Source organism: Thalassovita aquimarina, assembly GCF_018219815.1.
Lineage (GTDB): Bacteria > Pseudomonadota > Alphaproteobacteria > Rhodobacterales > Rhodobacteraceae > Thalassobius > Thalassobius aquimarinus.
Genome location: NZ_JADMKU010000008.1, coordinates 77,979 through 98,065, shown reverse-complemented (window position 1 = coordinate 98,065; position 20,087 = coordinate 77,979). Strand labels below are relative to the sequence as shown.

Below are 20,087 nucleotides of genomic sequence, written 5' to 3'. Positions count from 1 at the left end.
AAATCCAGCGCTAGAGCTTGTGGCTCTCAGGTCACCACACGCAACTGTTGCCGCGGCGCCGCGGTGCCCGACTTCAGCGCGTCATAGGGGTCTTCGTCGCTCAGCATCATGTCGACCACGTGGCGCAGCAGCTGCTTGCGCCCGCGCGCGGAGTAAAACCCGCCCGGCACCTGGCTGGTTTCCAGCAGGAATCGGCGGTAATCGCGATAGGCGGGCAGGTCGGGGCGCTGCGCCGCCTTGAAAAACGCAGTCAAGGGCTGGTCGGACACGAATTCCGGCTTGGCATAGACCGCGTCGCCGAACACTTTCAACGGGATGCCGCGCCACAGCACCTGCTGCCCGGCGGTGGAATTCACCGTCACCGCGCTGCGGGTGTCGTTGAGCAGTTGCGCCAGCTTGCCGCCGCGCACGAAATGAACCCGATCGGCAACCCCCGCCCGCCGCGCGATGCGGCGGATTTCGCGCCGCAGCGGTACCTGGCCGTTTTCTAGCGGATGCGCCTTGATCACCAGGTGATGATGCCGCGGTGCCCCCTGCGCGAAGCCGTCGATGGCCAGTTCCAGGAATTCGGTCATCGTCGAAAACGGGGAATGTTTCTGGAACGAACTGTCATGCGCCAGCTGCAGCAGCGCTACATGGTAGGGGAAGCCGCCATGCCGGATCCGGTAGGTGGCCAGGCCGCGTTCCGCGATCACCAGCGGCGTCATCAGCAGCCGGGTGAAATACAGGTGGAATTCTCGCGCCACCGACAGGTCGCGATGGGCCCTGAAATTGCGGTATTCGCGGTTCCGGAACAGCACGAACCAATGGTACAGCGCGCCGTAGAACACGTGCTGGCGGGTGTCGCCCCAATGGCCCGGCGGCAACACGGCATCGAGGTCGGAACGTTCCAGCGCCGCGCGCATGTCTTCCACGCTCAGCCGCATCAGCCGCGAATGGCCGTTGGAGCCGTCGCGCTCATAGGTCACCCAGTAGGGGCGCAGGTAGCCTTCCTCGAACACATGCACCCGCAGCCCGGCCTTGCGCGCGCGCGCCACCGCCTCGGCATGGATCGGGCGGGTGTCGCCGTAGAGCACGATATCGGTGATGCCCTTTTCGGCCACCAGCGCCTCGAACCTCTCGGGCCAGTCGTCGCCGGTGCCGCGATAGGGGATATAGCGCGCCGCGTCGAACCAGAACGCCCGGTCGCCGGCATTGAAGCCGACGCGCCAAACCTCGGCCCCGGCCCGGCGCAGCATCTTGCCGAGCTGGTGAAAGAACGGTCCGTGCGGTCCCTGCAGGCACAGGAAGACCCGGTTTTGTCCGCTGTCGCTGCTCATTCCGATAAGGTGATCCTGACGGTCGTTTACATTGTTCTAACCTGTTTCGAGGGCGAAAATAAGGCGCAAATTGAAACCAAATTGGGTTGTTTCCAATAAGTTCAACGGCTAGGTGATGGGGCAGTTTAGAACGCAGGCGCATCAGGGGGCGGACATGTTTACCGGCATCATCACCGATATTGGCGAGGTTCAGGCGCTGGAACAGCGCGGCGATCTGCGCGCGCGGATCGGCACCGGCTATGACATGGACAGTGTCGATCTTGGCGCCTCGATCGCCTGCGACGGGGTCTGCCTGACGGTGGTCGCCAAGGGCGAGGGCTGGTTCGATGTCGATGTGTCAGCCGAAACGGTGTCGAAGACCAACCTCGGTGGCTGGGCGTTGGGCCGCAAGCTGAACCTTGAGCGCGCGTTGAAGGTGGGTGACGAACTGGGCGGCCATATCGTGTCGGGCCATGTCGATGGGCTGGCCGAGATCGTGGCGATGCAGGAAGAGGGCGACAGCACCCGCATCACCCTGCGCGCGCCCGAGGCGCTGGCGCGCTACATCGCGCCGAAAGGATCGGTGGCGCTGAACGGTACCTCGCTGACGGTGAACGAGGTCGAGGGCTGCGATTTCGGCATCAACGTGATCCCGCATACCCAGGAAATGACCACCTGGGGCCGGGCGCGGGTGGGGGACCGGATCAACCTGGAAATCGACACTCTGGCGCGCTACGTCGCCCGGCTGCGCGACTTCGGCTGACCGAATGGTGCGCCCGTGCCGGGCGCGCAGGTTTCGCTTCGCCCTTGGGCGAAGCGGTATGGGGGCGCTGCCCCCGTCGCCGCACGCGGCGACTCCCCCGGGATATTTTCCAAAAGAAGAAGACCTGTTGATTATACGCCTTCTTCTTTTCCCAAATATCCCCGCCGGAGGCGAATCCCGAAAGAAAAGGCCGCAGGCGTTTTCTTGAGATATCAGGCGCGCCCGGCACGGGCGCACCATTTAACAACATATTCGCAATCGATATTGTGTTCTCCGCGCGGGCGACTATCTTTGTCTCAAAAGGGAGACCTGCCATGTCGATCATCAAACCCAGCCGCCGCGACATCCTGAAACTGGCCGCGATCGCCCCCGGTTTCGCGCTGCCCGCCGCCGCGCGGGCGCAGCTTGCCGCGCCCAGCGGGGAACAGCCGGCGCATTTCCGGTTCACCCTGGGCGATATCAAGCTGACCGTGCTGTCGGACGGGTATTTCCAGGTGCCCACAAGCGGTCTGGGGGTGAATGCCGACCCCGAGGACGTGAAAGCCTTCCTGACCCGGTATTTCCTGCCCGCCGAAGCGGGCTATTCCCACACCAATCACCTGCTGATCGAAACCGACGAGGCGGTGGTGCTGGTCGATGTCGGGTCGGGCAACCGCTTCTTCGACACGGTGGGGCGGCTGAACGGCAACATGGAGGCGGCCGGGATCGACCCGTCCTCGATCACCCATGTGGTGGTCACCCATGCCCATCCGGATCACATCTGGGGTATCCGCGACGATTTCGACGAAGCGATTTTCCCCGGCGCCGAATATGTCTTGGGCGAGGCCGAGCATCGCTATTGGATGCAGGACGACCTGGTCAACAAGGTGGCGCCCGAGGATCAGCAATTCGTGCTGGGCGCGGTCAATTCGATCAATTGCGACGGGGTCGAATGGAACTTGGCCAAGGACGGGCACGAGGTGGTGCCGGGGGTCCGGCTGATCGACACGCCGGGGCACACGCCGGGGCACATGAGCGTCGTGCTGGAAAGCGGCGGCGAACAGCTGATCGCGCTTGGCGACAGCATGACCCATGCCTACATGAGCTTCCGTCATCCCGAATGGTACAACGGCACCGATGCCGACGGCGAGACGACAGTGGCCACCCGCAAGCGACTGCTGGACATGGCCGCAGCCGACCGGATGGCGGTGCTGGGCTATCACTTCCCGTTCCCCGGCGTCGGTCACGTGATGCGCGAAGGCGAGCGGTTCAGCTTCGTTCCGGCGCTCTGGCAGTTCTGATCCCCCGTCGGTTCCCTGGTCTGATCCCCGGTCTGATCTCTGGCGCACACGCCCTGTGGAACGCCGCGTTGCCTCTGGCCAACGCGGCGCGCCTGCGGTATCTGCGGGGGGAAACCTGACAGGGGGTCCCATGCCCGAAAGCTCTGCCTTTGAAACACCCGGTCCCGTCGAAGCCGAACTGCGCGACGCGATCAGCCCGATCGAGGACATCATCGAGGACGCCCGCCAGGGCCGGATGTATATCCTGGTCGACCACGAGGACCGTGAAAACGAGGGCGATCTGATCATCGCCGCTGAATTCGCCGATGCCGACGCGGTCAATTTCATGGCCACCCACGGCCGCGGGTTGATCTGCCTGCCGATGACGGCCGACCGGATCGACCGGCTGGGCCTGCCGATGATGGCGGTGAACAATTCCTCGCGGCACGAAACCGCCTTCACCGTGTCGATCGAGGCGCGCGAAGGTGTCACCACCGGGATTTCCGCCGGCGACCGGGCGCTGACCATCGCCACCGCGATCGACGAACGGAATTCCATGGCGGCGCTGGCGACGCCGGGCCACGTGTTCCCGCTGCGCGCCCGGCGCGGCGGCGTCTTGGTGCGCGCCGGCCATACCGAGGCCTCGGTCGACATCTCGCGGCTGGCGGGGCTGCATCCCTCGGCGGTGATCTGCGAGATCATGAAGCCGGACGGCAGCATGGCGCGATTGCCCGATCTGGTGGAGTTTGCCAAGGAACACGGGCTGAAGATCGGCACCATCAGCGACCTGATCAAGTACCGCGCCCGCAACGACAACCTTGTGGTGGAGACCTCGCGCGAAACCGTAACCTCGGAGTTCGGCGGCGACTGGGAATTGCGCATCTTCACCGACCAGACCCACGGGGTTGAACACGTGGTGATGATCAAGGGCGATATCACCACGCCGGAACCGGTGCTGACCCGCACCCATGCGCTGCACGAGGCGACCGACGTTCTGGGCTTGGGGCCGAAATCGGCCAGGCAACTGCCCCGCGCGATGGAAAAGATCGCGGCCGAAGGGCGCGGCGTCGTCTGTCTGTTCAGGCAGCCCCGGAACGCGCTTTATGCCAGCGAAGAGGAAGGCCCCAGGACGATCAAGCAGACCGGGCTCGGGGCGCAGATCCTCAATAAGCTGGGGCTGCACGAACTGATCCTTCTGACCGACTCGCCCTCGACCAAATATGTCGGGCTCGATGCCTTCGGGCTCAGCATCACCGGCACCAGACCGATCCTGAAGGAGGACTGACATGGCCGGACATGAAACCCATTATATCCTGCCGCGCCCCGTCTTCGACAAGCCGGTGAAGATCCTGATCGTGGTTGCGCCCTATTACAAGGATATCGCCGACGACATGGTCGCCGGCGCCAAGGCCGAGATCGAGGCCTGCGGCGGCACTTGGGACCTGGTCGAGGTGCCCGGCGCCCTGGAAGTGCCCACCGCGATCAACATCGCCGAGAGGATGAGCAATTTCGACGGCTATGTCGCGCTTGGCTGCGTGATCCGCGGCGAAACCACCCATTACGATACCGTCTGCAACGACAGTTCGCGCGCATTGCAGCTCTTGGGCCTGCAGGGGCTGTGCATCGGCAACGGCATCCTGACGGTGGAAAACCGCAAACAGGCCGAGGTGCGCGCCGATCCGGCGGATCAGAACAAGGGCGGCGGCGCAGCCGCAGCGGCCTTGCATCTGGTCGCTCTCGGCCGTAAGTGGGGCGGTCAGCGCAACGGCGTGGGATTCGTACCCGACGCCGAGGAATACAAGCTGGCCGGCGAACTCAAGGACAACTCCACCGCATGACCTCTGCCTCCGACGATACACCGCTTTCCAACAACCAGAAGCGCAAGATGAAATCGGCCGCGCGGCTTTACGCGGTGCAGGCGCTGTTTCAGATGGAACAATCGAACCAGACCGTGGAGCAGGTGATTGTCGAATTCCTCGATCACCGCTTCGGCGCGGTCTATGATGGCGACGAGATGGTCGAAGGCGATGCGGACCTGTTCCGCCAGCTGATGCGCGACGCGGTGAACTGGCAGGCGAAGATAGACCAGATGACCGACCGGGCGCTGGTCGCCAAGTGGCCGATCGCGCGGATCGATCCGACGCTCAGGGCGCTGTTCCGCGCCGCCGGGGCGGAACTGACCCAGTCGGACACCCCGGCCAAGGTGGTGATCACCGAATTCGTCGCCGTGGCGCAGGCCTTCTTCCCCGAAGGCAAGGAAGCCAAATTCGTCAACGCGGTGCTTGACCACATGGCGCGCGAGGCGAAGCCGGAAGCGTTCTGAACGTTGAAATCTGCGACATTTCGGCGGATTCACGCGAAACCCCGGTCGCCGAGGGGGCGCGCCGCTTGAAACCTGCGCTCAAAGGGATATCTTTGAGGGGTCACTAGGGGGAGATGTCGAAATGCCGAAACTCATTCGCATGTATATCGTCAATGTGCTGATCGGCTATGCGATCGCGGCGGCTTTCGTGGCGATGCTTCTTTACTTCGACATCGCAAACCTCTGGCACCTTGTGACCCATTCCAGCAGCGGCCTGCTGGCGGTTTTCGTGCTGTGGTTCGCCAACGGTATCGTCTTTGCCGGGGTGCAGTTCGCCATCGCGGTGATGCGGATGAAGGACGACGATGGCGGCAATGGCGGTAAGCGTGCCCCGATCCGCGTCGACATGACCCGCATGGTCCCCGTCCGGCAGGAGGCGAAGGCCAGGAACAACCTGACCCGGCGCTGATCCTTCCAGCGTTTCGAAACCCGAAACCGGCCCGATCCGCGGCCGGTTTTTTCATGTCCGGGTGCAGACGGGCGATCCGTACCGAAACCCGGTACAAAAGCCCCGTATCGCATCGAAGTTCTGTGAAAAGCGGCGGGCCCGCAGCGACCGTGGGGTTATCTCATTCCCGAGGACCTGTATATACAGGTGGGCGCCAGGTAATCAGGCCAGGACCTGAACAGAGCCAGCTCCCTCGGAATTGCTTAAGGCCACCGGAATGCAACCGAATAACGAGAAGAGCAGAACCCGCCAGCCCCCTACTTAGGGGCTTGAGGCCCGCGCGGCAAGGGGCGACGGGGCAGGACGGTTGCAAATAAAGCCCGGAAGGCTGCGTTTCAAGCCATCGCGCCCGTACCGGGCGTGGCGCAAAGGACGTCACGCGGGCCCGAGGCTGGTGCATCCCCCGATAACAATCGCGTTTGAAGTGGCGATCGGGGTTGCATTTGTTCATGATATGTTCATGATTTCGGTATGGAAACACAGAGTCTGATATCGCTTGACAGCCTGCAACCCGGTCAGCTTCTGGCGCGCGGGGTGGCGCGGGCGCTTGGCAGCTATGGCTTCGTGTCGGTGGAGGAATTCGTGCCCGCGCGGGGGCTGCGGGTGGATGTCATGGGGCTGGGCCCGAAAGGCGAAATCTGGGTTATCGAATGCAAGTCAAGCCGCGCCGATTTCCAGTCGGACGGCAAATGGCAGGGGTATCTGGATTGGTGCGACCGCTATTTCTGGGCCGTCGATGCTGAGTTCCCCACAGATCTGCTGCCGCAGGAAACCGGGCTGATGATCGCCGATGCCTATGGGGGCGAAATCATCCGCATGGGACCCGAATCGAAGCTGGCGGCAGCGCGGCGTAAGGTGCTGACCCACAAATTCGCAACCCATGCCGCGCGGCGCTTGCAGGCTTTGCGCGATCCGCGGGTTTAGCTTTTGACGGCGCGCGCGGCCTGGGCGGCGGCGCGGATTTCCTCGGCAATCTCCTCGGCCTCCTCGGGATCGAAATCCATCGGGATCTCTATCCCCTGGCCTTCGATGAACAGCCGCACCATGCCCTGATCGGTCGGCCCGATCTGCAGGTTGGCTTCGATATCGCGTTCGGTGTTGATCCCCATGGTCCGGCACTCCTTTGACAGCGATGAGCTAGCGCTTTCGCCCTTGCATTGCAAGCCGCCGCCCGGTTTGTTGGCGGCATGAGTGATTTGATATTGCGCGATTTGCGGATCGGCGACGCGGGCTGGCTGATCGAACAGCATGGCGTTCTCTATGCCCGCGACGAAGGGTTCGATGAAAGTTTCGAAGCCTTGGTGGCGGAAATCCTGGCCGATTACATCCGCAACCACGATTCGGAATGCGAACGGGCCTAGATCGCCGAACAGGACGGCGAACGCTTAGGCAGCATTTTCTGCGTCCGCCAGGATTCGGAGACCGCCAAGCTGCGGCTGTTTCTGCTGTTGCCGCAGGCGCGCGGCAAAGGGGTGGGGCAGCGCCTGCTGTCTGCCTGCATGGACTATGCGCGCGATAAGGGATACCGGCGCATGGTGCTTTGGACCCATGAAAGCCACCGCGCCGCCTGCGCGCTTTACGCCCGCAACGGCTGGACCCTCACCCGCTCCGAGCCGGTGCACAGCTTCGGAGTCGATCTTGTCGAACAAAGCTGGGAAATTGCGCTTTAACGGGCTTGCAATCCTCGGTCAGGAAGGCTAAATCGCCCGAACAGTGCCGCCTTAGCTCAGTTGGTTAGAGCGCTGGATTGTGGATCCAGAGGTCCCCCGTTCAAGCCGGGGAGGCGGTACCATCACCCCATATCGATGTCCGGCCCGTTGCCCGCCCGTGCGCGGTGTGCCTTGGGGCGTCTTGTCCGATGATAGGTCTGGCCTTTCAGGCCCGTTTGACGGTTAAACTGCTGGTATTGGGAACAAATGAACACCATGCCGGATACCGTCGATCCTCATTCCGATCCTGCCGCGATCCCGCTTTTCGTGGATATGGACGGCACGCTGCTGCGCACAGACGTGGCGCAGGAACTTCTGCTGCGGTCGTTCAAGTCGCCCGCCGCGCTGTGCGCTGTGCTGTCTGGGGGCGTGTCACACGGGGTCAGTGGGGTGAAGCGCGCCCTGTCGGAGAAAACGGGCTTCCGCGCCGACCTTCTGCCCTATGACGCGGATGTTCTGGACTACGTGAAAAAGGCGCGGCGGGACGGGCGGCGGGTGGTGCTGGCGACTGCCGCCGACAGCAAGGTGGCGCGCGCGGTGGCCGATCATACCGGGGTGTTCGACGATGTGGTCGCCACCGAACCGGGGCGCAACATGAAGGGCGCGGCCAAGCTGGCCGCGATCCGCGATGCGGCGGGGCCGGAGGGATTCGAATACCTGGGCGATTCGCGCGCCGACCTGCCGATCTGGCGCGCGGCGCGGTTGCGTGGCTTCGCCGCCATTCCGGCCCGCGCGCGCGACATGGCGGGGGAGGCGACGCTTTTGCCAAGGCGGCGGGCGCCGTTCTGGTCGGCTCTGCTCAGGGCGATGCGGCCGGGGCACTGGGCGCTCAACCTCTTCGTCTTCCTGCCGATTCTGTTCGCCAACCTTTACGCCGATCCCGCCGGCCTGTTGCGAACGTTCGGCGCCTTCGTGGCGTTCTCGCTCTGCGCCTCGGCGATCTGCCTGATCGGCGCCATGCTGGATGTCGAAGCCGATCGCGCCGATGCGGTTCGGCGAAAGGGGCCCTTCGCGGCGGGCGATCTGACGCCAAAAGCCGGGGGCGCGGCGGCTCTGCTGCTGATGCTGGCGGGGCTGGGAACCGGTTTTGGCGTGGCGGGCTGGGTGTTGGGGCTGGTGCTGAGCGCCTACCTGACGGCGGCGCTGGCCCATGCGCTTTGGCTGAAATCCAGCCCTGTCATCGGCGCTTTGGTGCTGGTGCTGCTTTTCGCCCTGCGTATCGTCGCGGGGGCGGTGGCGGTCCAGCTGCTGCCTTAATCGCGCCCGGTCCGTTCAGCCCCGCGCGGCGCGCTGTTCTGCCACGTTTTGCGCCACCAGATTCTTGTAGAGCGCCCGGATGCGTTGGGTCATCGGCCCCGCGCCCCGGCCCGCACCGATCGGCTTACCGTCGATTTCGGCCACCGGGGTCTGCGCCCCGAAGGTGCCGGTCAGGAACGCCTCGTCGGCGCCATAGGCCTCGTAAAGCGAATAGTTCTTCTCGAACACCGGGATGCCGTTGGCGCGGCACAGGTCGATCACCTTCTGACGCGTCACCCCGTTCATGCAGTAATCCCCGGTCGAGGTCCAAACCTCGCCCCCGCGCACGATGAAAAAATTGCAGGCATTGGTGGTGTTCACGAACCCGTTCGGGTCCAGCATCAGCCCCTCGTCGGCCCCCGCCTGTTCCGCCTGCAGGCAGGCGATGACGCAGTTCAGCTTCGAATGGCTGTTGAATTTCGGATTCTGGCTGTGCGGCAGCCCGCGCACCTGTGGCACGGTGGCAAGCCGGATACCCCGGTCCAGAAGGCCGGTGGCGGGGCGGGAATGTTCCACGATCGCGACAACGGTCGGCCCCCATTTCGACAACGCCGGGTGCTGGAATGGTTTCGCCTTGCGCCCGCGCGTGATCATCAGCCGGCAATGGGCGTCGGTGATCATCCCATTGGCCGCCGCCGTCCGATTGAGGATGTCGCGAATCTCCTCGCGCCCGTGCCCGATATCGAGCGACACCGCTTTGCAGGAATTGAACAGCCGATCCATGTGATCGTCGAAAAAGGCCCATTCCGCGTCGTAAAGACGCATGCCTTCCCACATCCCGTCGCCCAGCATGAACCCCGAGGCATAGACCGACACCACCGCCTGGTCCTTGGGCACGATATCGCCGTTGACGTAGAACTTGATGTCATCGTTGCGCGGATCGGCCTCGGCATCGTGGGTGGACTGGTTCTCTGGGCTGGTCATGTCTGTCTCGGACTGGGTGCGGGGCGCTTGTCGGCGCCACTTTCGGCAATCGCCGCGCCGCGTGCAAGATGCGCCGGATGGCCGGGGAAGGGCGGGCGATAGGTCTTGCTTCGGAAGGTCCGGTGGTCTTTGTTCGAAGGAACCGGCGGCAAAAGGGGGGATGCCATGCCAAGCAGTTTCGACAATCCGTATCTGGGGCAGGGCATCGCCATCGACACGCCGCTGGCGCGCGCCGACGCGACTCGGGTTGGCAGGCTTCTGGCGCAATGCCCGCACCATGCCGCGACGCCGCTGCGCGATCTGCCCGGGCTCGCCCAGCAATGTGGCGTGGCGGCGATCCACCTGAAGGATGAAAGCGCCCGCATGGGGCTGGGCAGTTTCAAGGCGCTTGGCGCCGCCTTCGTCATCGCCTGCGATGCCGCCGATCACGCGGCAGGGGAAGAAATCGCCGCCGATGAACTGTCGGACCGGACCTATGTCGCGGCGAGCGCGGGCAATCACGGCCTGTCGGTGGCGGCGGGCGCGGCGGTGTTCGGCGCGCGGGCGGTGATCTACCTTGCCGATACCGTGCCCGAAGCCTTCGCCGAGCGCCTGCGCTCCAAGGGCGCCGAGGTGGTGCGGGCGGGAGAGACCTACGAGGAAAGCATGGCGGCAGCCGAACGGGCGGCGGCGGAGAGGGGCTGGACCCTGCTGTCGGACAGCAGCTGGCCGGGCTATACGGAAATCCCGCTGGGGGTGATGGAAGGTTATCTGCAAATGGCCCGCGAAGCGGTCGACCAGATGCCGGAACCGCCCAGCCACATCCTGCTGCAGGCCGGTGTCGGCGGGCTGGCCGCCGCGGTGGCGCGTTATGCGCGGGCGCAATGGGGTGATGGGCCGGAGATCATCGTGGTCGAGCCCGCCTATGCCCCGGCGCTGATCGAAAGCGTGCGGGCGGGCCGGCTGGTGACCACCGAGGGGCCGGTGTCGGAAATGGGACGGCTGGATTGCAAGACGCCGTCGATGATCGCGCTCGCCTCGCTGTCTCGCGACGCCAACCGCTTCGTCACGATCAGTGAGGAAGAGGCGGCGCAGGGCGTTGAAATCCTGAAGGCGCATGGCTTCGCCACCACCCCTTCTGGTGGGGCGGGGATGGCGGCGCTGATCGCGGGGCTGGAAGGGCTGGGGGCGGAGGCGCGGGTGCTGGCCATCCTCAGTGAAGGGCCCGAAGATGGGTGAGGGATCATTGGTTTTTCCCGCCGGCGAATACGTCCGGCGCACCCGCGCGCTGCAAGCCGAAATGGCCGCGCGCGGCAACGATGCGCTGATGCTGACTTCCCAGGCCGACATCTTCTACGTCACCGGCTTCTTGACCCGGTTCTGGGAAAGCCCGGCACGGCCGTGGTTCGTGGTGGTGCCGTCACGCGGCGCCCCGATCGCGGTGATCCCCTCTATCGGGCAGGACCTGATGGCGCGCTGCTGGATCAGCGATATCCGGACATGGGATGCGCCCGACCCGTTCGACGACGGGGTCGGGTTGCTGAGCGAGGTGCTGAAGGAAGTGGTGCCGGCAACCGGCTGCATCGGCATCCCGATGGGGTTGGAAACCAGCCTGCGGATGCCGCTGGGCGATTACGCCCGAGTCGCCGAACGCATCGCGCCGCGCCGCATTGCCGATGCGACCGAGGTCATCCATCGGGTGCGCGAGGTCAAGTCCGGGGCCGAGATCGACCGCATCCGCGACATCTGTGCCATCGCCGACGCGGCCTTCGACAAGGTGCCGGATATCGTGCGCGATGGCCCGGCGCTGGACCGGGTGTTCCGGCAGTTCCAGATGGCGCTGCTGGCGGCGGGGGCCGATTGGGTCAGCTATACCGCCGGCGGGGCCGGGCAGGGCGGTTACGGCGACGTGATTTCCCCGGCGGCGGCGGCGCCCCTGCGCGCGGGCGATATCCTGATGCTGGATACCGGTGCGGTGAGGGACGGCTATTTCTGCGATTTCGACCGTAACTTTTCCATCGGCACGCCAAGCGACGATGCAAGGCGCGCCCATGACGTTCTGTTCAAAGCGACCGAGGCGGCACTGGCGCAATTGCGCCCCGGCATGCGGGCCTGCGACGCCCATCGCATCCTGTCCGGCGCCATCGCGGCCGAGGGGGCAATCCCGGGCGGCGGGAGGTTGGGCCACGGGCTGGGCGTCACGCTGACCGAATGGCCCTCTTTCACCACCAAGGACCTGACGGTGCTGCGCGAAGGCATGGTGTTGACGCTGGAACCCGCTGTGGTTCTCGCACCGGGGCGGATCATGGTGCATGAGGAAAACATCGTGCTGCGCGAAGACGGGCCCGAATTGCTGTCGCGCCGCGCGTCGGCCGAATTGCCGGTGATCGAACTATGACGGGTTTTCCCTACGATCTGACCGGGCCGATCGGCAGCGCCGCGACGCTGGGTCTGATCGTGTTGCAGGTGGATGAAACGATCGAGCAGGATTTTCGCCGCTTGCTGCCGGGACGCGAGGTGGCGCTTTACGTGACGCGCATCCCGTCTGGGGCCGACCTGACGCCTGACACCATCGCGCAGATGGAACGCGATCTGCCCGGCGCGGCGGGGCTGTTGCCGCCGGCGGCGCGTTTCGACGCGGTCGGTTACGCCTGTACCTCGGGCACCACGCTGATCGGTGCGGATCGGGTCGAAGCGCTGGTTCATCGGAGCTGCACGACCACCCATGTCTGCAATCCGCTGAGTGCCGCGCAGGCGGCCCTGTGCCATGTCGGTGTGCGTCGGATCGGGTTGGTATCGCCCTATTCGGCATCGATCGCGGCCGATCTGCAGCGGGCCTTCGAGGCTGCGGGCTTCGCGGTGCCGCGGGCGATCAGTTTCGGGGAAGAGGTCGAGGCCAATGTCGCCCGGATCGATCCGCGGTCCATCGACGCCGCCGCCCGCGCGGTTGCCGCCGAGGGCGAGATCGATGCGGTGTTCCTGTCCTGTACCAACCTGCGGACGCTCGACATTGTCGAAGGTCTCGAGCAGGAACTCGGCCTGCCGGTCATCAGCAGCAACCTTGCCCTGGCCTGGCGCATGGCGGTGGTCGCGGGCGCCGGGGGCGCGCTCAGCGGCGGTTTCAGATTACTGCAGGAAGGCGGACAAGCGGCGTAGCGCATTCGCCGAAAGGGTTTCGGTCCTTGAAGCGTTTTCGGCCACTCGTGTTCCGCCTGCCCGGACGTCACCCGGATAGCGGTCGCGTGTTCAATCGGCCTGCGCCGGTGCCCGACCCGTCCCATTGCGGTCGCGGCTTCAGATTTCTTCGAGAACCGGTTTTTCGTTCTTCTCGATGCGCCGCATCATGTGCCGGCCCCGTTTGCCCCGGACATCCGGGCGGCACAGACGCCCTGCGCTCTGATCCGACAGCAGTTGCGGGAACAGGCTGCGTATTTCCTCGAGCGCCTCGGGACAAATCGATTTCAAGGCTTCCGGCCCCGTGTGCAGGGATTCCGAGGGCACCCCGTCAGCATAGATGATTTCGTGGTGATCGAACAGGATGTGCCAATATTCGACCGGCGTGGGGCAATCGTAGAGCTTGGCGTGCCCCAGAAGTTTCAGTTTCCTGGCCGGAACCAGAACCTCGCGATGGCAGAACATGCGCTCGGCGACCTTGGAACGGACCAGAACCCTGTGTTGGCGGGTCAGGTACAGATCCCGGACGGGAAGCCCCGCCCCGAGGCTGCCAGCCGGGATGCGGACAGGGCGAAGGTTCTGGTTCTGCTGCATCTCATGGGCCGAAAGTTCCCGTCTTCCGATCCATCGAATGGGTTGGAAACCGTGGTCCATGGTCTGGACAAGGTCACCGGGGGCGAGCGCTTCGACATTGATTTCGCCCTTGCTTGTCGCGATCCGGGTGCCGGTCATGAAGCAAAGGACAAACGTGTTTTCCACGCTCAGCTGGTCGCCGCCGACCGACGTGCCGCCGTTCTGAATCCGCAGGTCGCCGGCGTTTTGCAGAATGCCGTCGTCATTGATGTCGTCGCGCAGCCATTGCAGCGGATTTTTGTATTGCTCGTCGGGGTTAGTGTCGTTCCATTCGGCGAGCGTCACCTCATTGTAGAAGTCCGACAGATCGACAACGTCGTTGTTGCTGCTGTCGCTGTCGCCGATGCCCGTCGTCGTGTCGAAATCCTGAATGGTATCGCCGGTGCCGTCTGCCACGAACACGTCAGAGCCGTCGCCGCCAATCAGCGTGTCGACCTCGCTGCCACCGTCGAGCGTATCATTGCCGCTGCTGCCCTTGAGGAGGTCATCACCGCTGCCGCCGTCGATACTGTCACTGCCGCCTTCGCCATTGATGGTATCGTTGCCGCCGAAGCCCAGGATGGTATCGTCGCTTTCGGTGATCTGGTCGCCCTGAACGTCGGTGTAGCCGCCTTCCATGATTTCCGCGGCATCCAGGCCATGCACGATCCCGTCGGGCGCCCCCGGAAGGTCGTAGGCCGCGTTTGCGTCGATATCGAGGCTGATCGACACCCCAGACAGCAGTGGCAGCCCGTCGGGGGCATGAAGGTAGATCTGACCGCCGATCGAGAATGCCGCGACCGGCCGTTCATCAATGTTGATGCCCAACAGGCCGATCGTCGAAATCGTTCCCGATCCGAGATATTCGATGGTATGGGGGGCACCGCCGTCGAATGTGAATGTGGTTTTGCCACTGTCCTCGGCGCTTAACTGACCGTTGTTGTCTTCAAAAGTGCCGCTGTAAGAGCCGCTGCCGGAGTTGATCAGCGAGGCGGACAGAAGGCCGCCGGCATAGATTGACGCAAGGCTGCCGTCGTAAGCAAATATGTTCGTGACATCATAGGTCGTGTTCATTCGACAAACCCGCTTTCTCATGTATGACCGACAATTTGCGCGGTCATGCCAATGTCGCTGGCTTTGGGTGAGACACTGGTCCTATACCTATACTAACGGCAGGAAATTGGGGTCGTTTAGTGGCAAATTTCGGAAAAATTAGGTTCTTTTCCAACACATCTTTGCGACGACGATCGTGCTGGCCTTGGAAAACACGCCAAGCGACCGGGTCGGTCAGGCCGCGTCCAGAACGATCCAGACGACACCACCTGCTGGATGGCTTTGGTCAATGCCCACCTCGCCGCCCATCGCGCTGACATATGCATGGACCAGCGCCAGGCCGATGCCGGCGCCCGATTGGGTGCCGTTGGTAAATTCCAGCCGTTCGAACGGGTCAAACGCGCGCGTCGAAGCTTCCTTTGGGAAGCCCGGGCCGGTGTCGCGGAAGGTGAGTTTCACCCGCTGACCCGAAACCGCTTCGGCCGTGACGGTGATGTTACCGCAGGCAGGGGTGTACTTGGCGGCATTGTCCAGCAGCTGCGCGATCGCCGCGTATAACAGCGCGGGATCGGCCGAGACCTTCAACCCGGTAGGGGCCTTCAAATTGAGCGTCAATTTCTTTGCCGCAATCAGCTGGCCATTGCGTTGCAGGACTTTTTCGACCTTTTCGCTTAGCGCCACCGCGGTCAGTTTCGTAAGGATTTCCGTTCCGGCGATTGATGCGAAAGCCAGCATATTATCCATCATCGACAGCAGATCGCTGCTTGCGTTCAGAATGAGATCCATGCGCTGCCTGACCTCTGCGGGGTCGAGGGGGGTATCCCCGCGGGCCTCCTCGCGGACCAGTTCGGAATACCCGGTGATGGCATTCAGCGGGGTGCGGATTTCGTGGCTCATGCTCTTGAGCAGGACCGACTTGGCTTCGTTCGCCACTTCGGCGAGTTGCTGCGCCTTGTGGAGGTTGAAGGCATAGCGAGATGAGACGCTCACGAAGTAAGCGAATTCGAACAGAACCACCCCGAACACGGTCACCGCCGAGCCGGGGGCGACGATATGCGTTGCCGTCTGTTCACCGATATCGAAGGGTTGCAGGAAGCTGTAATCGGACCCCCAGCCGATGAACCACAGCATGACCGGCAGACCCACGAAGCCAAGAACCAGAGGCAGATTCTTGTGAAGCGGGAATATCAGAAACGGTATTCCGGCGGCGGCCAGCAGGATGAAGGACATATAGCCGGACGGATGCACGACCAGCGAGGCGAGGAAAACGGCAACGTTCGCCGCCAGGATCCACGTCACCCGGGCAACGTTGTCCCGGCCAAGCCAATGCAACACGATCCCGAAAAGAAACCCGATCGTGGCGATCGCAGCGGCGATTTCCAGCCGCGGTGCCTCCAGAAGCAGGGCGACAATATACCAGCCTATGGCGAATGGGGTCACGTAGCGGACAAGCGTCTTGGAGTTTGCGATACACCGCTCTTTTCGGCTTTTTTGAAATTCAGAGAAATCGCTCTGAGGGTTTGAAAAATCGCTCTGCATAACAAATCCGAGCCCAAGGAACATAATCTTACGGACTAATTATGTCCTCTGGTATTGTTAACGACATGGAAAGCTATCCTTTGAGATGCAAATTCCTGAACTTGAATAAATGGTAACATCACAATGTTCCAGATGAATGTTTGAATTTGTTTCAAGTTGTCGTCCATGCATCTGGAGATTTTCGATGACGTTGATCTCAAATATGGGCGAGTTTTGAGCCGTCTAGCTCTGAATCGATCGATTTCGCTTGCAGGTCGCGGATTTGAAGAAAAGGAAAGCCGAAGAGGAGCTTCACCGGCGAACAGATCATTTGGAGGATCAAGGAAGAGGGGGGAAGGTCTTGGTCTTTGACCGGCGTCCGGTCCAAGGTTGCGAAGAGGCGGTGGGACCGGACTGGTCGGTCCGTCACCACGATTGCGGGCATGAGCCTTGATACGCGCGCGGCAAACCTTGCGACCGCATGAATGGGTCGGGAAATTCAGCACGGGCGGACGTATATCAATTCGGAATAGCTGGTTGATTTTCTCACATTTCAGGAAAACGGCTAGTCTTCGATTGCGGCCAGAAATGGCGCAGCTGAACATAACAGACCCGTCGGCGGCCCGGCACGATCAATGCAATTGAACCTTGGAAGCCGCCGAGAGACCAACAGAGAGAGCTATGCAATGACTAATCGAAAAATACTGACTCAGACCGGTGCGGTGATCGCCATCATGGCGGCGACGGTCGCGTCGGCGGAGATCCCGAAGGTCGACCTGAACGTCCTGGGATCGGTTTCCTTCCTGTCCTCCTATGAAAACTACGAGGAACACTTCTGGAACGAACATCTGCCCGAGGCGTCCGGCGGCAAGATACGGGCGACGGTACGGGGCTTTGACGAAATGGGCCTGAAGGGCGGCGAAATCCTGCGCCTGACCGGGCAGGGCGTGGTCGATGTCAGCACCGCCGTGCTTGGCTATACCGCGTCCGACGATCCCCGCAACGAAGCGGCCGACCTGGCCGGGCTGGCCCCGACGGTCGAGGATGCGCACGCGATTGCCGAAGCCTACGAACCGGTTTTGGATTCCTATTTTGCCGACAAATACGGGGTGAAGGTGCTGGCGACCTGGCCCTATCCGGCGCAGGTTTTCTATTGCAACACCGAGATCAAGGACCTGTCCGACATCGCGGGCAAGAAGGTGCGTACCGGTAACCGCACGCTGTCGGAATTCGTTTCGGCCCTGGGCGGCACCGGCGTGACGATGGCCTTCGCCGACGTGATCCCGGCGCTGCAGACCGGGGTTGTCGACTGTGCCATCACCGGCACCCTGTCGGGCAATTCGGCCAAGTGGTTCGAGGTGTCGAGCCACCTCTATGCCCTTCCGGTCGGCTGGAGCACCATGGTGACGACGGCAAACCTGTCGTTCTGGAACCGGCTTAACCCCGAAGCGCAGTCTTTCCTGCAGTCCGAACTGCAGGCGCTGGAAGACGAAATCTGGGTCGGGGCCGGACAGGAAACCCAGGACGGGATCAACTGCAATGTCGGTGCCGATCCCTGCACGGTGGGCGTCAAGGCCGATATGACCCTTGTTCCGGTCAGCGATGCCGACCGGGAACTGCTGGCTGGTATCACCCGCGACGTTATCCTGCCCAAGTGGGCGGAACGCTGCGGCCCCGACTGTGTCGAGGAATTCAACCAGACCATCGGTTCGGTCATCGGCGTCACGATGGAAGTGAACTGACATGCCCCGCCGCATGAGTAATATCACCGAAAAACCGGGGGCGTTCGCGCCCCTGGATCGGGTCCTGGCATGTGCCGGCAAGGTTGGCCGTGTATCGACCTGGATTTCCGGCTTAGGCCTGATCGCAGTCTGCATCCTTGTCACCATCGAGGTGCTGCTGCGCAAGTTCGTGGGCGTGACGTTGGGCGGCATGGACGAAGTCACCGGTTACGTGCTTGCCGTTTCGGTATCCTGGGCGCTGACCTTCGCGCTGATGGAGCAGGCCCATATCCGCATCGACGTGCTGTACAACCTCGCCAACCGGCGGCCACGGGCGCTGCTTGACCTGCTGGGGCTGCTTTGCCTGGGCGGCTTCATGTCGCTGATGACCTACTGGGCCGGCCGGTTGCTGCTGACCTCCATTCAGTTCGGGTCGACCTCGAACAGTGCGCTGCAGACGCCGCTGTGGCTGCCGCAATCTCTGTGGCTGGCTGGACTGGTGTTCTTCTGCCTGACCCTTCTGGCACTGATCCTGCGGTCCGTCGGATACCTGCTGAGCGGCGACATGACGGGGATTTCGCGCATCGCCGGCATCAAGGCGGTCGAGGACGAGATCGACGAACAGGCCGTGCTGTCTGAGCCGCGCCAGCCCGAACCCGCCATACAAGGATAAGTTCCATGCTTGCCACCGCACTTTCCACGCTGATCGTCCTGATCCTTCTCAGCCTTCCGGTTGCGGCCGTGATGGGCGTCCTGGGGCTGATCCTGGCCGAGCTTTATTCGCCGATGCCGCTGGTGCGAACGCTGGGCGATATCGCCTGGTCCACCAGCACCAACGGTCTTCTGGTCGCGATCCCGATGTTCGTGCTGCTGGGCGAAATCCTGCTGCGGACCGGCGTGTCGTCGCGCATGTACATGGCGCTGTCGCACTGGCTGGGCTGGCTGCCGGGCGGATTGATGCATTCCAATATCGGTACCTCGGCCATGTTCGCGGCGACCTCCGGGTCGTCGGTCGCCACCGCCGCCACGGTGGGCACCGTCGCTTTGCCCGAGGTCCCGGTCTATGGCTATAACGAACGGCTGTTCCTGGGCACGCTGGCTGCCGGCGGCACGCTGGGTATCCTGATCCCGCCGTCGATCAACATGATCATCTTCGCGGTGATGACCAACACCTCGCTGCCCAAGCTGTATCTGGCGGGCATCCTTCCGGGGCTGGTCCTGGCCGGCCTGTTCATGGCGCTGATCGCCGCCGCCTGCGTGATCAATCCCAAGTGGGGCGGCAAGCGGATCGTAACGACATGGCGGTCGCGGCTGGGCAGCCTGCCGAATCTGCTGCCGCCGGCCGCGATCTTCGCGGTGGTCGTGGGGTCGATCTATGCCGGTTTCGCAACCCCGACCGAAGCGGCGGCCCTGGGCGTGATCGCGGCGCTGATCCTCGCGGCACTGTTCCGGGCACTCAGCATCCCGGTGCTGCTGGCCGCGTTCGAAGGAACGATGCGCACCACCGCGATGATCTTGCTGATCGTCATCGCCGCCTATTTCCTCAACTTGGTCTTTTCCGCGATCGGGCTGGCCGACGCGATGGAAAGCTTCATCTCCACGCTTGGCCTCGGGCCCTATCAGACCATTCTCGTCATTGCTGGTTTCTACATCATCCTGGGCTGTTTCATGGAAACGCTGTCGATGATGATCGCCACCGTGCCGATCGTCACCCCGATCGTGGTGTCGCTGGGCTTCGACCCGGTCTGGTTCGGCATCATCTTGATGTTGCTCCTGGAAACCGCGCTGGTGACGCCGCCGATCGGGCTGAACCTGTTCGTGGTGCAGAGCATCCGCCCGGCACGGGGGTCGATGAACGACGTGATGGTGGGAACGATGCCCTTTGTCGGCGTGATGCTGTTGATGATCGGCCTCGTGATCGCCTTTCCGTCGATCGCGCTCTGGCTGCCCGAAATGGCCCGTTAAACGGTA

The 20,087-nt window shown here is 63.2% G+C and carries 21 protein-coding genes, 1 tRNA gene and 1 other RNA gene; 17 read left to right on the top strand and 6 right to left on the bottom strand.

Going from position 1 to position 20,087, the window contains the following annotated elements; genetic code table 11:
• Positions 1-26: 26 nt before the first annotated feature.
• Positions 27-1,319 (bottom strand): capsule biosynthesis protein, encoded by a 1,293-nt coding sequence (locus IT775_RS10790; protein WP_212701121.1) that lies wholly within the window; start codon positions 1,317-1,319, stop codon positions 27-29.
• A gap of 154 nt (positions 1,320-1,473) precedes the next feature.
• Between IT775_RS10790 and IT775_RS10785 the strand changes: the two genes are divergently transcribed.
• From IT775_RS10785 to IT775_RS10760, 6 genes are all read left to right on the top strand, one after another.
• Complete coding sequence (locus tag IT775_RS10785) at positions 1,474-2,061, top strand: riboflavin synthase (RefSeq protein WP_212701120.1); 588 nt, start codon at positions 1,474-1,476, stop codon at positions 2,059-2,061.
• Between the two features lie 314 nt (positions 2,062-2,375).
• A complete protein-coding gene (locus tag IT775_RS10780) occupies positions 2,376-3,341 on the top strand; it encodes an MBL fold metallo-hydrolase (protein ID WP_212701119.1) in 966 nt (321 codons plus the stop codon).
• A gap of 130 nt (positions 3,342-3,471) precedes the next feature.
• Entirely contained in the window at positions 3,472-4,605 is a 1,134-nt protein-coding gene (gene ribB, locus IT775_RS10775) for a 3,4-dihydroxy-2-butanone-4-phosphate synthase (protein WP_212701118.1), read from the top strand.
• A gap of 1 nt (position 4,606) precedes the next feature.
• A complete protein-coding gene (locus tag IT775_RS10770) occupies positions 4,607-5,158 on the top strand; it encodes a 6,7-dimethyl-8-ribityllumazine synthase (protein WP_212701117.1) in 552 nt (183 codons plus the stop codon).
• Positions 5,155-5,643: a transcription antitermination factor NusB gene (gene nusB, locus IT775_RS10765; RefSeq protein ID WP_212701116.1), complete on the top strand. Its 489-nt coding sequence runs from the start codon at positions 5,155-5,157 to the stop codon at positions 5,641-5,643. The genes IT775_RS10770 and nusB overlap by 4 nt, the downstream gene beginning before the upstream one ends.
• Positions 5,644-5,764: 121 nt before the next feature.
• Positions 5,765-6,091, top strand: coding sequence for a hypothetical protein (locus IT775_RS10760; RefSeq protein ID WP_212701115.1), 327 nt, complete (start codon positions 5,765-5,767; stop codon positions 6,089-6,091).
• Positions 6,092-6,222: 131 nt separating this feature from the next.
• On the opposite strand, the gene ssrS is transcribed toward IT775_RS10760, so the two are convergent.
• Positions 6,223-6,379: non-coding RNA, 6S RNA (gene ssrS, locus IT775_RS21660), on the bottom strand.
• Positions 6,380-6,601: 222 nt separating this feature from the next.
• On the opposite strand from ssrS, the gene IT775_RS10755 reads away from it, so the two are divergent.
• On the top strand, positions 6,602-7,054 hold the full coding sequence (locus IT775_RS10755) for an MmcB family DNA repair protein (RefSeq protein ID WP_212701114.1): 453 nt from the start codon (positions 6,602-6,604) through the stop codon (positions 7,052-7,054).
• Here the strand turns inward: IT775_RS10755 and IT775_RS10750 are convergent.
• Positions 7,051-7,239 carry a DUF6324 family protein gene (locus IT775_RS10750; protein ID WP_212701113.1) on the bottom strand — a complete coding sequence of 63 codons (189 nt, stop codon included), beginning with the start codon at positions 7,237-7,239 and terminating at the stop codon, positions 7,051-7,053. The two genes, IT775_RS10755 and IT775_RS10750, sit on opposite strands and share 4 nt — an antisense overlap.
• A gap of 78 nt (positions 7,240-7,317) precedes the next feature.
• On the opposite strand from IT775_RS10750, the gene IT775_RS21585 reads away from it, so the two are divergent.
• The 4 genes from IT775_RS21585 to IT775_RS10735 all read left to right on the top strand — a co-directional run bounded on the left by IT775_RS21585 (position 7,318) and on the right by IT775_RS10735 (position 9,096).
• The gene (locus IT775_RS21585) at positions 7,318-7,491 is read left to right on the top strand and encodes a hypothetical protein (protein ID WP_343231133.1); all 174 of its coding nucleotides are present in this window, start codon (positions 7,318-7,320) and stop codon (positions 7,489-7,491) included.
• Entirely contained in the window at positions 7,492-7,800 is a 309-nt protein-coding gene (locus IT775_RS21580) for a GNAT family N-acetyltransferase (RefSeq protein ID WP_343231137.1), read from the top strand.
• A gap of 45 nt (positions 7,801-7,845) precedes the next feature.
• Positions 7,846-7,922 (top strand) — tRNA-His (locus IT775_RS10740).
• Between the two features lie 133 nt (positions 7,923-8,055).
• On the top strand, positions 8,056-9,096 hold the full coding sequence (locus IT775_RS10735; RefSeq protein ID WP_212701112.1) for a UbiA family prenyltransferase: 1,041 nt from the start codon (positions 8,056-8,058) through the stop codon (positions 9,094-9,096).
• Positions 9,097-9,111: 15 nt separating this feature from the next.
• Here the strand turns inward: IT775_RS10735 and IT775_RS10730 are convergent, their stop codons facing one another.
• Positions 9,112-10,059: an aminotransferase class IV gene (locus IT775_RS10730; RefSeq protein ID WP_212701111.1), complete on the bottom strand. Its 948-nt coding sequence runs from the start codon at positions 10,057-10,059 to the stop codon at positions 9,112-9,114.
• 165 nt (positions 10,060-10,224) lie between these two features.
• Between IT775_RS10730 and IT775_RS10725 the strand changes: the two genes are divergently transcribed.
• The 3 genes from IT775_RS10725 to IT775_RS10715 are packed head-to-tail and all read left to right on the top strand — an operon-like array spanning position 10,225 to position 13,194.
• On the top strand, positions 10,225-11,277 hold the full coding sequence (locus IT775_RS10725) for a pyridoxal-phosphate dependent enzyme (protein ID WP_212701110.1): 1,053 nt from the start codon (positions 10,225-10,227) through the stop codon (positions 11,275-11,277).
• Positions 11,270-12,436: a M24 family metallopeptidase gene (locus tag IT775_RS10720; protein WP_212701109.1), complete on the top strand. Its 1,167-nt coding sequence runs from the start codon at positions 11,270-11,272 to the stop codon at positions 12,434-12,436. Before IT775_RS10725 ends, IT775_RS10720 begins: the two co-directional genes overlap by 8 nt.
• Positions 12,433-13,194 carry a maleate cis-trans isomerase family protein gene (locus IT775_RS10715; protein ID WP_212701108.1) on the top strand — a complete coding sequence of 254 codons (762 nt, stop codon included), beginning with the start codon at positions 12,433-12,435 and terminating at the stop codon, positions 13,192-13,194. The genes IT775_RS10720 and IT775_RS10715 overlap by 4 nt, the downstream gene beginning before the upstream one ends.
• Before the next feature lie 138 nt (positions 13,195-13,332).
• Here the strand turns inward: IT775_RS10715 and IT775_RS10710 are convergent, their stop codons facing one another.
• Entirely contained in the window at positions 13,333-14,898 is a 1,566-nt protein-coding gene (locus IT775_RS10710) for a Hint domain-containing protein (RefSeq protein ID WP_212701107.1), read from the bottom strand.
• A 213-nt stretch (positions 14,899-15,111) separates the two neighbouring features.
• On the bottom strand, positions 15,112-16,317 hold the full coding sequence (locus IT775_RS21280) for a sensor histidine kinase (protein ID WP_212701106.1): 1,206 nt from the start codon (positions 16,315-16,317) through the stop codon (positions 15,112-15,114).
• 764 nt (positions 16,318-17,081) lie between these two features.
• On the opposite strand from IT775_RS21280, the gene IT775_RS10700 reads away from it, so the two are divergent.
• From IT775_RS10700 to IT775_RS10690, 3 genes are read left to right on the top strand one after another with little or no spacing between them, the layout of a single operon-like run.
• Entirely contained in the window at positions 17,082-18,137 is a 1,056-nt protein-coding gene (locus tag IT775_RS10700) for a TRAP transporter substrate-binding protein (protein WP_212701105.1), read from the top strand.
• A gap of 13 nt (positions 18,138-18,150) precedes the next feature.
• Positions 18,151-18,789, top strand: a complete 639-nt coding sequence (locus IT775_RS10695; RefSeq protein ID WP_212701104.1) for a TRAP transporter small permease subunit — start codon at positions 18,151-18,153, stop codon at positions 18,787-18,789.
• A gap of 5 nt (positions 18,790-18,794) precedes the next feature.
• Positions 18,795-20,081 carry a TRAP transporter large permease gene (locus IT775_RS10690; protein ID WP_212701103.1) on the top strand — a complete coding sequence of 429 codons (1,287 nt, stop codon included), beginning with the start codon at positions 18,795-18,797 and terminating at the stop codon, positions 20,079-20,081.
• Positions 20,082-20,087: the final 6 nt, after the last annotated feature.

Coding starts and splice junctions, on each gene's coding strand:
- IT775_RS10790 (WP_212701121.1), bottom strand. CDS start 1,319: ATGAGCAGCGACAGCGGACAAAACCGGGTCTTCCTGTGCCTGCAGGGA.
- IT775_RS10780 (WP_212701119.1), top strand. CDS start 2,376: ATGTCGATCATCAAACCCAGCCGCCGCGACATCCTGAAACTGGCCGCG.
- IT775_RS10690 (WP_212701103.1), top strand. CDS start 18,795: ATGCTTGCCACCGCACTTTCCACGCTGATCGTCCTGATCCTTCTCAGC.
- IT775_RS10715 (WP_212701108.1), top strand. CDS start 12,433: ATGACGGGTTTTCCCTACGATCTGACCGGGCCGATCGGCAGCGCCGCG.
- IT775_RS21585 (WP_343231133.1), top strand. CDS start 7,318: ATGAGTGATTTGATATTGCGCGATTTGCGGATCGGCGACGCGGGCTGG.
- nusB (WP_212701116.1), top strand. CDS start 5,155: ATGACCTCTGCCTCCGACGATACACCGCTTTCCAACAACCAGAAGCGC.
- IT775_RS10755 (WP_212701114.1), top strand. CDS start 6,602: ATGGAAACACAGAGTCTGATATCGCTTGACAGCCTGCAACCCGGTCAG.
- IT775_RS10750 (WP_212701113.1), bottom strand. CDS start 7,239: ATGGGGATCAACACCGAACGCGATATCGAAGCCAACCTGCAGATCGGG.
- IT775_RS10720 (WP_212701109.1), top strand. CDS start 11,270: ATGGGTGAGGGATCATTGGTTTTTCCCGCCGGCGAATACGTCCGGCGC.
- IT775_RS10785 (WP_212701120.1), top strand. CDS start 1,474: ATGTTTACCGGCATCATCACCGATATTGGCGAGGTTCAGGCGCTGGAA.
- IT775_RS10710 (WP_212701107.1), bottom strand. CDS start 14,898: ATGAACACGACCTATGATGTCACGAACATATTTGCTTACGACGGCAGC.
- IT775_RS10700 (WP_212701105.1), top strand. CDS start 17,082: ATGACTAATCGAAAAATACTGACTCAGACCGGTGCGGTGATCGCCATC.
- ribB (WP_212701118.1), top strand. CDS start 3,472: ATGCCCGAAAGCTCTGCCTTTGAAACACCCGGTCCCGTCGAAGCCGAA.
- IT775_RS10735 (WP_212701112.1), top strand. CDS start 8,056: ATGCCGGATACCGTCGATCCTCATTCCGATCCTGCCGCGATCCCGCTT.
- IT775_RS10725 (WP_212701110.1), top strand. CDS start 10,225: ATGCCAAGCAGTTTCGACAATCCGTATCTGGGGCAGGGCATCGCCATC.
- IT775_RS10695 (WP_212701104.1), top strand. CDS start 18,151: ATGAGTAATATCACCGAAAAACCGGGGGCGTTCGCGCCCCTGGATCGG.
- IT775_RS10730 (WP_212701111.1), bottom strand. CDS start 10,059: ATGACCAGCCCAGAGAACCAGTCCACCCACGATGCCGAGGCCGATCCG.
- IT775_RS10770 (WP_212701117.1), top strand. CDS start 4,607: ATGGCCGGACATGAAACCCATTATATCCTGCCGCGCCCCGTCTTCGAC.
- IT775_RS10760 (WP_212701115.1), top strand. CDS start 5,765: ATGCCGAAACTCATTCGCATGTATATCGTCAATGTGCTGATCGGCTAT.